The sequence below is a fragment of the Streptomyces sp. NPDC046866 genome (assembly GCF_040704625.1).
GTDB lineage: Bacteria > Actinomycetota > Actinomycetes > Streptomycetales > Streptomycetaceae > Streptomyces.
Map to the genome: position 1 here is coordinate 97,780 of NZ_JBEYXN010000013.1, position 12,895 is coordinate 110,674.

8 protein-coding genes are annotated in these 12,895 nt (G+C 79.7%); all 8 read right to left on the reverse strand.

Annotation, left to right across the window (positions count from 1 at the left end; all coding sequences use genetic code 11):
* Positions 1-29: 29 nt before the first annotated feature.
* Genes AB0953_RS20255 through AB0953_RS20290 form a run of 8 tightly spaced genes read right to left on the reverse strand, consistent with a single transcriptional unit; the run spans position 30 to position 12,884 of the window.
* The gene (locus AB0953_RS20255; protein WP_366860876.1) at positions 30-1,607 is read right to left on the reverse strand and encodes a hypothetical protein; all 1,578 of its coding nucleotides are present in this window, start codon (positions 1,605-1,607) and stop codon (positions 30-32) included.
* Complete coding sequence (locus tag AB0953_RS20260; protein WP_366860877.1) at positions 1,604-3,106, reverse strand: hypothetical protein; 1,503 nt, start codon at positions 3,104-3,106, stop codon at positions 1,604-1,606. Before AB0953_RS20260 ends, AB0953_RS20255 begins: the two co-directional genes overlap by 4 nt.
* On the reverse strand, positions 3,103-5,253 hold the full coding sequence (locus tag AB0953_RS20265; protein ID WP_366860878.1) for an ATP-binding protein: 2,151 nt from the start codon (positions 5,251-5,253) through the stop codon (positions 3,103-3,105). Before AB0953_RS20265 ends, AB0953_RS20260 begins: the two co-directional genes overlap by 4 nt.
* Complete coding sequence (locus AB0953_RS20270; protein WP_366860879.1) at positions 5,246-6,868, reverse strand: hypothetical protein; 1,623 nt, start codon at positions 6,866-6,868, stop codon at positions 5,246-5,248. The genes AB0953_RS20265 and AB0953_RS20270 overlap by 8 nt, the downstream gene beginning before the upstream one ends.
* A complete protein-coding gene (locus AB0953_RS20275; protein ID WP_366860880.1) occupies positions 6,865-9,120 on the reverse strand; it encodes a phage tail protein in 2,256 nt (751 codons plus the stop codon). The genes AB0953_RS20270 and AB0953_RS20275 overlap by 4 nt, the downstream gene beginning before the upstream one ends.
* The gene (locus tag AB0953_RS20280; protein ID WP_366860881.1) at positions 9,120-11,300 is read right to left on the reverse strand and encodes a putative baseplate assembly protein; all 2,181 of its coding nucleotides are present in this window, start codon (positions 11,298-11,300) and stop codon (positions 9,120-9,122) included. Before AB0953_RS20280 ends, AB0953_RS20275 begins: the two co-directional genes overlap by 1 nt.
* An 18-nt stretch (positions 11,301-11,318) precedes the next feature.
* Positions 11,319-11,822: a GPW/gp25 family protein gene (locus AB0953_RS20285; protein WP_366860882.1), complete on the reverse strand. Its 504-nt coding sequence runs from the start codon at positions 11,820-11,822 to the stop codon at positions 11,319-11,321.
* 24 nt (positions 11,823-11,846) lie between these two features.
* Positions 11,847-12,884 carry a hypothetical protein gene (locus tag AB0953_RS20290; protein ID WP_366860883.1) on the reverse strand — a complete coding sequence of 346 codons (1,038 nt, stop codon included), beginning with the start codon at positions 12,882-12,884 and terminating at the stop codon, positions 11,847-11,849.
* Between the last annotated feature and the right edge of the window lie 11 nt (positions 12,885-12,895).

Here is a 12,895-nt window from a genome sequence, read left to right on the forward strand (position 1 = left end):
GTCACCGATCAGTCACCGAGTGCTACAGTTCACCCTTCTCGATCTGCTCCCGGGGTGTCCGTGCGGCCCCGGGCGGTGCTGCCCGGGCTGTGGCAGGAGCGGCGCCTGCTGCGGACGAACGCGACCCAGTCGGCGGCCTGTTCCCCCGCCTCGTCGACGGGCAGCAGGACGTCCACGGCGTCCGGCCGGTCCAGCCTGATCCGGTCCCGGTTGCGGGCCTCCTCGACGGCGTCGGCCACGTCGGCGAGCCCGGCCCGGCAGTAGGCCAGGTCCACGTGCGGCCCGAGCAGGGTCCGGACCCGGTCCCAGGGGCCGCCCTGCGCGTCCCGGGGGCCGTCCCGGTCCTCCGGCTGCGGGCCGTCGCGGTCCTCCGGCGGATCCTCCGGCGGCGCCGCCGGCGGTAGCGGCAGGTAGCCGGCCGGCGGCAGCTCCACGAGGCCGAGCTCCGCGATGGAGTACGGGCCCCGGGGCGCGGCCGGGGCGGTCGGCGCGCCCTCGGCGAGGCCGGCGACGATCCGGGCCACCTCGCGGCCGAGCTGGTCCTTGGTGTGGGACTTCAGGAACTGCGGCCCGCCGAGGAGCGCGAGCTGCTCCAGCAACGGCCCCAGGTCGGTGCGGGGCGCCTCCTGCGCGGCGAGCACCTGCGCCAGCTGGGTCTGGAACTGGAGGATCTGGGCGGTGAAGACGTCCCGGGGGCGCATGCCGAGCCGTGACTGCCAGTACCGGTCCGGCGGCGGCGCGCCGCGGTCGCGGCGGGCGGTCCAGGTGTCGGCCTCGAAGGTCTCGGCCGTGCCGGGGACCCGCAGCAGCACGGCGAGGCGGACGGCCTGGGAGCGGCTCGGGGCCGCCGGCGGCGGGTCCCAGTCCGCCGGGAGGGCGGGGGCGCCGCCCGGGCCGGTGCCGGTTCCGGCGCCGCCGCCTGCGGTGCCGTACGGCCAGGCGGAGTGCTCGGTGCGCTCGGCGCGGAAGATCCGGGAGGCGAGGTAGTTGCGGCGGGCGGCCGGGAGTTGGGCGTCCAGGCCCCGCTCGCGGTCCTCCGTCAGCCGGATCCGCACGCCCTCCGCGGTGTACGGGTGCCGGGTCGCGGCGGTCCCGGAGCAGGGGTCGTCGCAGGAGACGCCCTGGACCGGGGCCTCGCCGTACTCGCGCGCGGCGGGCACCGCCTCGACCCACCAGAACCCGTCGGGGCCGGGGACGAGGCCGGCGAGGGGCAGGGTGACCAGGCGGTCGGAGCGCAGCGGGCGGCCCTCGGCGGAGACGGCCAGGCCCGCGCCGACCCGCAGCACGCCGGCCCGGACGCTGACCTCGTAGCCCTCGGCCACGCCGGGGCCGGCCGCGGCGCCCACGGCGAGGGCGAGTTCGCGGGCGTAGTCCTGGATGCGGGTGAGGTGTTCGGCGCGCAGGAAGAGGCCGTCGAAGGCGTTGAGCCGGTCGATCCCGCCGTCGGCGGTCGCCGAGGGCGGTGCGGCGGGCGCGGCGGCCGTCGACGCGGGGGCCGTGGGCGCCGGGGCCGTGGGCGCCGGGGCCGTGGGCGCCGGGGCCGTGGACGCCGGGGCCGTGGACGCGGGCCCTGCGGCTGGGGCGGCGCTTCCTTCGGTGGTCGTCATGCGTCGGTCCTCCCGGAGGCCGCCGACCGCGGCAAATGGACGGTGACGACGGCGTCGTGGCCCTCGTCGAGGGTGCCCGGCGGCCCGCCGACCGCCCCCGCGAAGGGGGCGCGCGGGGCGTTGCCGTACAGGGGTTTGGGGCCGGTGCCGCGGATGCGGATGCGCACGGTCTCGTAGGCGGGCCGCTGGTCGAGGTCGACCCGGACCCGGAGGCCGTCGGCCGAGATGCCGATCTGCGCGACCTCTTCGGCGGCCCAGCCGCGGCCGCCGTCGGAGAGCGAGGTGATCTCGATGCCTTCCGGCTCGGCGCAGCCCGGGGCGAGCGGCGCGGTGACCTCGAAGGTCAGCACGGTGTGCTCGCGGCTCCAGGCGAGGGAGTCGCGCAGGAGCCGCGGGCCTCCCGCATCGGTCTCGGCGGCGACGCCGAGGAGGCCGGGGGCCAGGCCGCAGAGCAGGTCCTGCAAGGTGGTGGCGGGCAGGAGCGCGGTCCGCACGTCGGGGTCGACGTCGACGCCCTCGACCCGTACGCAGCCGTCGTACTCGGTGAGTGCGACGGTCAGGCGGGCGAGGAGGACGGCGCCCCGCTCCTCCGGCACGGGCGCGCGCGGCGGGCAGGCGTCGCCCTCCGCGCACTGCGGTGCCTGCGCGGTGGCGTCCCGGGCGGCGAGCCGGCGGAACGCGGCGAGCAGCGCGGGGGCGCGCCGGTGGGCGGGCTCCCGGGCGACGGCGGCGGCCTCCGCCAGGGCCTCCCGGCCGGCCGGATCGCCCGGCCGGGCCTCCTCCAGGCCGAGCAGGACCCGTACGCGGTGATAGGGGCGCCAGGGCTCGGGCGGCCGCGAGCGCAGGGCGATCCGGGCGGTCTCGACGTGGCGCGACCAGTCGTCGTGACGGCGGGTCACGTCGCACGGGTCGGCCAGCGCGGGCACCGGCCGGTCGGGGCAGGAGGCGAACTCGGCGACGATCCAGGCCTCGGCGGTCCGGCGCAGGGGCGGGGCGGGCTCCGCGTCCGCGGGCGCCGCCGCGCCGGCTGCCGTGCGCGGGGCCGGCAGTGCGGAGGCCTGCGGCGGGTGCTCCTCGGCCCAGTCCTTCGCCCACCGGGCCAGGGACAGGCACCAGCGGGCCTCCAGGTTCACTTCGCGGCCGAGGGCGTCCACGGCGAGCCCGGGCAGGACGGCGAGCTCGTCGCCGGTCCGGGCGAGCCCCAGGCCCCAGACCACTCCGGGGCCGTGCTGCCAGGCCTGGTGCAGCATCAGCTTGCCGCGCGGATTGCCCATCAGGACGCGGAAGTCGTCCTCGCCGAGCAGCATCCCGTACGCCACCCGCAGCGCGAGGAACGGGTGCGCGGGCAGCTCCTCCGCGCCGCAGGGACCGCCCCCGCAGGAGCCGGTGGGGCCGGTGGGGCCGGTGGGCAGGTCGGGGGCGGGCGCGCCGCCGCAGCCGCAGCCGCACGGGGTGGTGCCGCCGGTGCCGCCGGGCCCGCCGGTGCCGAGCGCGGTCATGGGGTCTCCTTCCGGGTACGCCTGTCGAGCGCGAAGGGGGCGGCGGACGGCGCGGCCCCTGGGGCCGCGGCGGCCGCGGGGTGCGCCGCGCCCGGGACCTCCGCGGCGGCCGGGACGGGTGCGGCGGCCAGGGCCCGGGCGGCCCGGTCGTCGGCGCCGGGGCCGCCGGACGCGGGCGGCTCGCCGGGGAAGGGCCGGCCCGCCTTGCCGTACTCGCGGCGCACGGCGTCGACCAGGTGGCGCTGGCGCACGGGGCCCGCCTCGTCCGCCGCCCGGAACGCCGCCCCGATCGCGGCGTTGCGGATCCAGCCGCCGGGCACCGGGTAGTGCCGGGCGAGGGCCGCCGGGTCCACGTCGGCGTGCCGCAGGGCGCGGGGCAGGTGCAGCTCCCACATGCGGTGCCGGCCCGCCTCGTCGGGCAGCGGGAACTCCACGACGAAGTCCATGCGGCGGATGAACGCGGCGTCGATGTTCTGCCGCAGGTTGGTGGTCAGGACGGCGAGCCCGTCGAAGCGGTCCAGCCGCTGGAGCAGGTAGGCGGTCTCCATGTTCGCGAACCGGTCGTTCGCCTCGGAGATCTCCGTGCGGGTGCCGAACAGGGCGTCGGCCTCGTCCAGCAGGAACACCGCCTGGGTGCGCTCGGCCGCCTCGAAGCAGGCGGCGAGGTTCTTCTCCGTCTCGCCGATGTACTTCGACACCAGCTCGGAGCCGTCGACGACGAGCAGGTCCCGGCCCGCCTCGGTGGCGAGGACCTCCGCGGCCAGGGACTTGCCGGTGCCGGGCGGCCCGGTCAGCAGCAGCCGTACCCCGCGGGCGGCCCGGGCGGCCTCGCGCAGCCGCCAGTCGTCCAGGACCAGCGCCTGGTGGCGCAGCCGGGCCACCGCGTCGCGGAGCTGCCCGTCGGCCTCCGGGGCGAGGACCAGGCGCGGCCAGCGGGCCTGCGGGCCGACGAGGTCCACGCCCGGGGGCAGCAGGGCGCCGGCCCGGGCGCGGATGGCCTCGGAGACGTCGGCCACCGCCCCGCCGTCCGGCCCGCCGTCCCGGGAGAGGGCGGCGCGGCTGCGTACGTCGAGGGCGACCTGGGCGGTGAGGGCCGGGTCCAGGGGGTTACGGGCCGCCAGCTCGGGGGCCGCGTCGGGGGCTTCGGGCAGGGCGGCCCGCCAGGCCCGGCGCCGGTCGGCCACCCCGACCGGGCCGACGGGCACGGTGAGGACCGGCCGCTGCGGGGCGGGGCGTACGGTGCCGGGCGCGGCGCAGACCAGGAGCGGGCCGCGGATGCGGTCGGCCGCCGGGGTGAGCGGGGCGGCGGCGCCGGGCGGCGGGGCGGGCACCACCAGCAGCGGGACCGCGCCGCGCACGGCGGCGTGCAGGCCGAGCAGGCCCAGGGCGCGCGCGTCGTCGGGGCGGGCCCGGGCGGCGAACAGCCCGAGCCCTGCGGCGTCGGCCAGGGCGGTGCAGCGGCTGAGGCCGACGGTCTCGTCGCGGGCGCCGACGAGCAGGACCCTGGGCTCGCGGGAGCGGAGGGCGGCCACGGCCCGGGCGCTCTCGGGCAGGGCGAGCCAGCCGTCGAGTCCCGGGACGGGCGGGCCGGGGTCGGCCTCCTCCAGGGCGGCCGGGCGGGCGGGGCAGCCGTGCAGGGCCTCCCACAGCTGGTCGGCGAGGGTCAGGGAGCGCTCGTGGAAGGGGCCCTCGCCGGTGAGGGCGAGCACCCCGGACCGTACGGCCGGGCCCTCGTGGAGCAGCCGGCGCAGGGCGGCCCGGTCCGCGGCGGGCGCCCGTACGCCGCCGCGCTCGGCCAGCAGGGCGGCCAGGCCGACGCCGGGGTGCGGGGCCCCGGTGGGGCTCATGGTGCGGAACGTGCGGGCGAGGCCCTCGTGCTCCTCGGGCAGCCCGGCGAACAGGACGAGTTCGGTCTCCAGGACCCCGAGCCCGTAGCGGCGCACCAGCCGGTCGAGCGGGGTGACGGACGGGGGCGGGCCGCCGGGGCCGGGCCGGGCCCGGCGTACGGCGGTGGCGGCCCAGTCGCGCAGGAAGGCGGCGGGCTCGGCGCCCGCCTCCTCGCTGCACAGGGAGTCCAGCAGGTCGGCGACCCGCACGGCCACGGCGGCGGCGCGGGCCGACAGGGCGAGGCTGGTGCGCTCAGACATAGCGGAACCTCACGACGGCACCGAGCCAGCCGACCCACCCCGGGTCGAGGTCGAGCCCGGCCCGGCGCACCGCCACGTCGGCATCGGCACCGGGGAGCACCACCTCGATCCAGCCGGGCTCGGCCAGGATCCGGCCCCGCCGCCGCGCCACGGCTGCGACGAGGCGGTGGGGGTCGGCCGGCTCGGCCATGCGGGCGGCCGTGGCCCGGGCCCAGGCCGCGGCGAGGGCGTCGAGGCAGGGCCGTTCCCGCGGGGTGGGCGGGGCGGCGGCCAGCAGCGGGGCCGCTCGGGCGGGGGCCGTGCCCGCGAGGGCGAGGAGGGCCGGGTCGTCGGGGTCTGCGGCGGGGAGGAGGGTGCGGGCCGTGGCGTGCAGGACCCAGGGCAGCGGCCGTGCGCCGAGGGCCGGTTCGTCCAGGGCCCGGTCCGGGAGGCCGGCGTCGGCCGCGGTGGCGAGGAGGAACAGCAGGCCGGCCCAGTCGGTCGGGGCACCGTCCGGCGGGTCGGGTACAGGTACGGGTACGGGTACGAGGGCGGGGCCCGGGTCGGGCGCGGGGCCGGAGGGTGCTGCGGCCGGCCGGCGGGGTGCGTGTGCGGACGGCTGCCGGGCGGGGGCGGCGGGGCCGTCCTCGTCCGCGGCGGCGCGGGGGCCCGGCGCGACGGCTCCCGGGGCGCCGGCCGCCTCCCGCCGCCGGCCCGCAGGGCCCTGCGGGCCGGGGGGCGGCAGCGCGGGCTCGGACGGGTCCGGGGCGCTCAGGGCCTCGGTGAGCAGGCGGTGCAGGCCCGGCCGGTGCAGGGCGGCCGGGTCGGTCTCGGCGAGGATCAGGACGGCCCAGGCGGCGGCGGTCTCTTCGGCGGGGCGCAGCCGGCTGTCCCGCAGCAGGGCGGCGAGCCGTGAGCCGGCGAGCAGGGCGTGGGCGCGCGCCCTGCTGTCCGCAGCGCGCGGCTCGGTGCCCGCGGAACCGGGGGCCGCGCTGCCGGATGCGGGCCCTGCGCCGCCGGCGAGGGCCGCGAGGCGCTGCCAGCCGTGCCGGCCCCAGGCCCGGTGCAGGGCGGCGGCGCCGCACTGCTCGGCGGCGCGGAGCACGGCCGCGGCGGCCTGCTGCGGGTGGCGGGCGAGGACGGCGAGGGCGGCCTCGCCGGGGGAGGTCTGCGGGGCCGGGTCCCCGGGGTGCAGCAGGCCCGTCTGCCGCCAGGCCCACAGCCGTTCGAGGCGTCCGGTGGCGAGCCCGGCGACGGCGTCGGCGAGCAGGTCGGCGTCATGGCGGTAGTGGACGGCAGCGGCCGGGCCCCCGCCCGCGGCGCCCTCGCGTACGGTGCGCTCGATCGCGGCGGCGACGGCCCGCGACCAGTCGTCGGCGAGGGCCCGCTCGGGGCGGTCCAGGTCGAGGGGCAGGGTCAGGTCGAGCCGCGCCACGCACCAGCGGCCCGGCGGCAGGGCGAGGGCGCGCAGGGCCGACTCCAGCCGGCCGCCCACGGCGTGGAGCAGGGGACCGCGCAAGGGGTCAGCGGCGGGCGGCGGGCGGCCCGGCCCGTGGCGCAGGGTGGCCGAGAGCCGGCCGACGACGAGGCCGGGGGCGGCAAGGGGGCCGGCGGTGGCGGCCGTCGAGGCGGTCATCCGACGCGCACCGCCCCGGCGATGGTGCTCTCACCGACGCGGGAGCCGGCCGCGGGCACGCCGACGATCCCGTCGGTGCCGACCGCGGTGCGGCCGACCACCGCAGGGGCCCAGGCCGCGCCGGGGCCGACGACGGAGGTCAGCCCGAGGTGCAGGGCGCGGCCGATGCGCATGCCGGCGCCGAGCGGGCAGATGTCGACGCGGGTGTGGGCCGGCTTGTGGGCCTCCACGACGGCGCGGACGACGTCGAGTTGGGCGGGGCTCGGTGCGGCGGCGATCAGCACGCTGAACCGGTGCGCGGTGGCGGTGTAGCCGTCCTCGCCGGGCCGGGTGCCGCCGACGGTGAACCGGCCGAGCGCCCCGGAGGTGCGGGCGGCGCCGCCGACGGCGGGGGCGGGCGGCCCGCCGGGTGCGGTGCCGAGCACGGCTCCGCCGAGGCCGCGCAGCCGCCAGTGCTCCACCACCGACACGGGCACGGGCAGGTAGAGCCGCAGGATCCGTTCGAGGCAGGCCGCGGTGCCGCGGATGCGGAAGAGGTCGTACGCCTGGGCGATCAGGGCGCGGCGGGCGGGCACGGGCCAGCGCCGGTCCAGGGCCAGGCCGAGGAGGCCGGCGAGCCAGCCGAGGGCCTCCTGCGGGGTGGTCCGGGGGTCGAGGAGCAGGGTGCGCAGGGCGGCGCGGGAGTCCAGTTCGTGCAGGAGGCCTTCGGCGGGGGCGAGGAAGCGCTGGAGGAAGGCGGCGTCGGCCTCGTCCCGGCTCCAGGCACGGGGCAGGGCCGCGGCCAGCCGGTGGCCGGGCCGCTCCACCCGCAGGGCGCGTATGCGCGGGGTGACGCGGAGGGTGCCGGTGAGGCGGAGCACGATCCACAGGTAGCGGCCGGGCGGGGCCTGGACGGGGGCCTCGTACGTCTCGAAGCCGTCGTCGGGGTCGATCTGGGTCCAGGGCAGTTCGCGTCCGGTGGGCCGGCGGAACAGCGGGGCGGGGGCGGCGAGCCGGGCGGCCCGGGCGGCGGCGGAGGGCAGGGGCGGGGTGAGGTCGGGGCGGCGTACGGCGCGGGGGCCGCGGACGGGCGGCTGCCAGGGCAGCGGGTCGGGGACGGTGTCCTCGTCGTCGGTCAGGAAGGCGGCCTTGACCTCGGTGCCGGGCGGGATGCACGCGTCGAGGAAGAGGCGGCCCCAGCGGGTGCGGTACTCGCCGGCGTCGAGCCGGTAGCACAGGACGGTGCCGGCGGGGGTGTAGCGGGCGGCGGGGCCGGCGGTGCGGCCGGTGCCGTCGGCGGTGGTGAAGGCGATGCGGCCGTCGGGGTCGACGGTGAGGGCGCCTCCGTCGTAGCCGGGGGCGTACAGGGGTTCGATCTCGGACCAGGAGGTGCCGTCGGGGCGGAAGCGGCGGAAGGGGCGGCCGGGGCCGCGGGCGACGACGAGGGCGCCGTCGGGGGTGAGGCAGAGGTCGGTGCCCCCCTCGACGGTGAGCGGGAGGGTGCCGTCGGCCCGGGCGGCGACGGCGCGGCCGCCGACGGGCCCGGTCCACAGGACGTGGAGCAGGCCGGCGTGGTCGGCGATGCGGGTGGGGCGCAGCTTCTCGGCGCCGGGCGGCCGGTGCAGGGCGGGCCCGCGCTGGGGCCCGCGGCGGCCGTGGATCAGGAGGAGTCCGGCCGGCCGGGTGGCGAGCACGGCGACCGCGCCGCAGTGGGCGGTGAGGTCGAGGGGCCGGCGGTGGGGGTGGGCCGGGGTGCGGACGGGGACGCGCCGCAGCAGCCGCTCGCCCCACAGGTCGACGACGTGCACGCAGCCTGCGCCGGATTCGGCGATGTGGAGGCGCTGTCCGGCGTCCACGGCGAGGCCGCGCGGGACACAGAGCGTGCCGGGCCGCGGCGGTCCGGCCGCCGGGGTGCCCGTGCCGTCGGGCGGGAGGACGTCGACGCGGCCGTCGCGCGGGTGGGAGCGGTAGGCGCGGCCCCAGCGGTCGAAGGCCAACCCGGCGGGGCCGTGGCCGGCGGCCGCACCGGCGGTCGCGCCGGCTGCCGCTGTCGGCCCGGCTCCGGCTCCGGCTCCCGCTCCGACCCCGGCGGCGGCGCCGGCCCCGGGCTCCGGGCCGGGGCCGGGGTCGCGCTCGGACTCCGGCTCCGGCTCCGGCTCCGGCTCCCAGGCGAGTTGGACGCCGCCGCCGTCCAGGAGGGCGGTGGACTCGTGGCGGCAGCGCAGCCACTGGTCCGGGTCGGCGAGCAGGGCGGTCGTGCGGTCGCCGTGCATCAGCACACCTCCGCGGGGAGCGGGACGACCACGGGGTCGCCGGGGGGCGGTGGCGGGGAGCCGTATCCGGAGCCGGCGGGCGGCGGGCTGCCGGTGACGACGGTGACCGCGCTCAGGCGGGGCACCTCCCACGCTTCGAGCGGGACGAGCGGCTGCGGGGTCCAGCCCGGGCCGGAGCGCCGGGCGAGCAGGAGTTCGCCCTCCAGGTACTCCAGCCCCTCGACCTGTACGGCGACCGCTTCGAGCTCGGCTCGCCGCACGGCCCGGCCGAGCGGCCAGCCCGCGCCGTCGGGCCCGTACGGCGGGAGCGGGGCGAGGTACTGGCGCAGGATCAGCTCGGTCCAGCGGCGCACGGCGTCGGGCTGGTAGCCCTCGCGGGTCCGGATCCCGACGGAGACGGCGAGGTCGACGTAGGTGGGCGGGATGACGTACAGCTCGGCGGTGACCGGGCGCCGCGGCACGAGGTGTGCGGCCACCTGCCGCAGCAGCGCGAGGTCGGGCAGCGGGGCGCCCGGGTCGCGCAGGTCCTCGGCGGGGAAGACCAGGACGCTGACCACGCCGGCGGCGGGCACGGCCGGGGTGTCGGGGTGGAGCAGCGGCAGGGCCTCGGCGCGCCGTACGCCGGGGACTTCGAGGGCGAGGGCGCGGTAGTCGTCGGCGGTCACGGCCCGGTCGCGGCGGTGCACCTCGGCGGGCAGGGCGTCGAGGGCGTCGGCGAGGGAGGCGGGGTCGGCGCCGCCGGCCGCGGGGAGCGGGTTCACCGCCTTGACGCCGGCGACCCCGGTCAGCGCGGTGACGGCGCCCGCCGGGACGTTGCCGGCGGAGCCGCCGCCGTGGCGGTAGGACAGGACGCGGATGCGCTCGCCGATCTGCGGGAGGCGTCCGCGGCTGCCGAAGCGGACGAGCCCGGCGTCGGCGTCGAGGGTGTAGTGCCGGTCGAGGGGGCCGTCGGCGGCGAGGTCCTCGGCCTCGGTCCAGGGCCGCCAGCCGTCGGCCTCCTCCACTTCGAGGCGGACGCTGCCGGGGAGGACGGGGCGCTGGGTGAGGCGGTAGGCCTGGCCGGCGTCGCCGGTGCCGGTGCCGAGGAGTTCGGGGGCCGCGGTGCGGGCCTGGACGGCGCCGACGGCGTTGACGCCGACCCAGCGGATGCGGTGGATGGCGTCGTTCTCGCCGGCGGGGCGGCGCACGCGAAGCCAGAACAGGACGCGGGCGGCGGTCGCCTCGTCGTCGAGCACGGGCGGCCGGTCGAGGCCCCCGCCGGCGGGCGGCCGGGACGGGGGCGGCTCGGGGAGGGCGGCGGGCAGGGCGACGCTGACCACGCCGGCGGTGGTGAGTCCGCGGGTGGTGTCGCCGAGCACGGCGAGCGGGGTGAACGGGGTGCGGGCGGCCGGACCGTTCCACAGCTCCCACAGGAAGCCGGGCGGTGCGGTGAGCAGTTCGCCGGCGCGCACCCTGGTCGGGTCGTGGGGGTCGCGGGCGCGCAGGTCGTGGGGGCGGGGCAGTTGCTCGTCGGGGACGACGCCGAGGAAGAGGGTCTGGCCGGACAGGCGGCGGGGGTCGGTGGTCCTCTTGGCGAGCAGCGCGATCCACAGGCTCTGGTCGAGGGTGGTGCTGACGTCGAGGGGCGGCTGCTCGGGGTCGAGCGGGTCGGCGGGGACCCGGGTGGTGAGGTGGAAGGAGAGCGGGGCGCCGGCGGCGATGCGGTCGCGGTCGGCCTTGGGGAGGGTCTGGACGACGTTCTCGCGGCGCCGGGCCTCGGTGCTGCCGGGCGGGGCGGGGGCGGCGGGGGTCTTGCCGGCGGCGAGGACCTCCAGCGGCCAGGCGACGGTCTCCTGGCCGGTTTCGAAGGGGACGGCACCGGCCCGGGCCTCCGTGCCGGGCAGCACCTGCACGCCCTCGGGTCGGTCGGTGTCCAGGACGAGGAGGGTGCGGGCGGTGAGGGCGGGGCGGGGGCGTACGCCGAGCAGCCGGAGGAAGGCGGCCTTGGTGGCGTCGGGGATCTGGTTGAAGCGGAAGAGCAGGGACTCGCCCAGGTAGGCGAAGAGTTCGAGCAGGGCGATGCCGGGGTCGCCGGCGTTGTGGTCGGTCCATTCGGGGGCGTAGACGGGGATCCGGCGGACGAGTTCGTCGCGGAGCTGGGCGAAGGTGCGGTCGTCGAGGATGGGCCCGATCAGCGGCATGCGGTCGTCACCCGGCCCCTATCGCAGGTAGAAGGGGTAGACGAGGTTGTCGGCCCGCAGGTCCAGCAGCCGTACGTAGGAGATGTCGATCCACACCAGGGCCGGCTCCTCTCCGGGGGTCACGCCGACCTCGGTCACCCTGATCCGGGGCTCCCATGCGGTGAGCGCCTCGCCGATCTCGGCGGCGATGGCGGTCCGGGTGGCGGCGGTGTTGGGGGCCATGAGGTGGCGGCGCAGGGCGCAGCCGAAGGCGGGGCGCATGACGCGCTCGCCGGGCTCGGTGTCGAGGACGGTCTCCACGGACTGGCGGATCGCGTCCGCGCCCGACACCCAGCCGAGGCGGGCGCCGGGGCGGGGTGCGCCGTCGGGGCCGTTCCCGGCGGCGGGGTCGTACGGGGCGTCTGCGCCGCCGGGGCCGGCCTGCGGGCGCAGCGGGAAGCGGATCCCGGTCCCGGCCCAGGCGTCGGCCGCGGCCGGGGCCGTCCGGCCGCCGGCCCCGTTGGTCCCTGTGCTCACGCTCATGGCTGCGATCCTCCGGGTCGGCCGTCACGGTGGCGTCGCGCCGGTTCCGGGGCGGTCGGCGCGCTCCTCGTACGCGGCCCGGGCGGCCGTGAAGCGCCGGGGTCCGAGGCGTTCGCGCAGCGCGTCCAGCAGCGGCCGCACCAGGCGGCGGCCGAGCTCCCGGCCGAGGAGGTCGCCGACGGTGGCGCAGGCCGTCGCGAGGCGGGCGTAGGCGGTGGCGTCGTCGCCGAGCAACTCGGCGGCGCCTACGGCCTCCTGCACGGCGGCCAGGTAGGCGATCGGGTCGGCTCCGTCCAGGGCGGCCCCGCGGGCCGCGTCGAACCGCCGCAGGGCCCGGGCCGGGTCGTCGGCGAGCAGGGCGATCCGGCCGCCGGCAAGGGCCCGCCGGACCGCGGCCGTCGCGTCGCGGGGGGCCGCGGCCGTGGCGGCGGCCCACACGCGTTCCGCGGTGTCCGGCGCGACGTGGGCGACGGCCAGCGCCGCGCCCAGCGCCGCCGCCTCGGCCTCGTCGTGGGCGCCGTGGGCGAAGAGGAGCTCCTCGGCGTCCATCAGGTCCCCGGCCGCGTCGTACCACCGCTGCGCGGCGAGCGCGGCGGCGGCCCGGCGCTGCAGGACCCGGGCCCGGACCAGGGCGTCGTCCGGGCCGGCGCCGTCCAGGGCGTCGAGGGCTGCGCCGAAGGCCTCGTACGCGCCCTGCGCATCGCCTGCCGCCAGCGCCTGTTCGGCCCGCTCGGTGCCGAAGGCCCGGCGGACGGCCTCGGGCAGGTCCGCGGCGGCGGCCCGCTCCAGGTCGTGCCGGGCCGCCCCGAGGTCGCCGCGCAGGCGCTGGGCGGTGGCGGCCAGGAGCAGGCAGAACCCCTGGCGCTCGGGCTCCCGCGCCCGGTCCCACAGCCCGGCGGCTTCCTCCAGGGCGGCCGCGGCCGCGCCCACGTCCCCTTCGTCCATAGCCGCCATGGCCAACTGCTCCAGGGACTCGGCCAGTTCGGCTGGGCCGCTGCCGCGCATTTCGGCAACCTGCTGCCGGGCGGCGGCGGTTGCCGAGGGCTCGGGCATCGTCGTCATCGGCTCTCTCG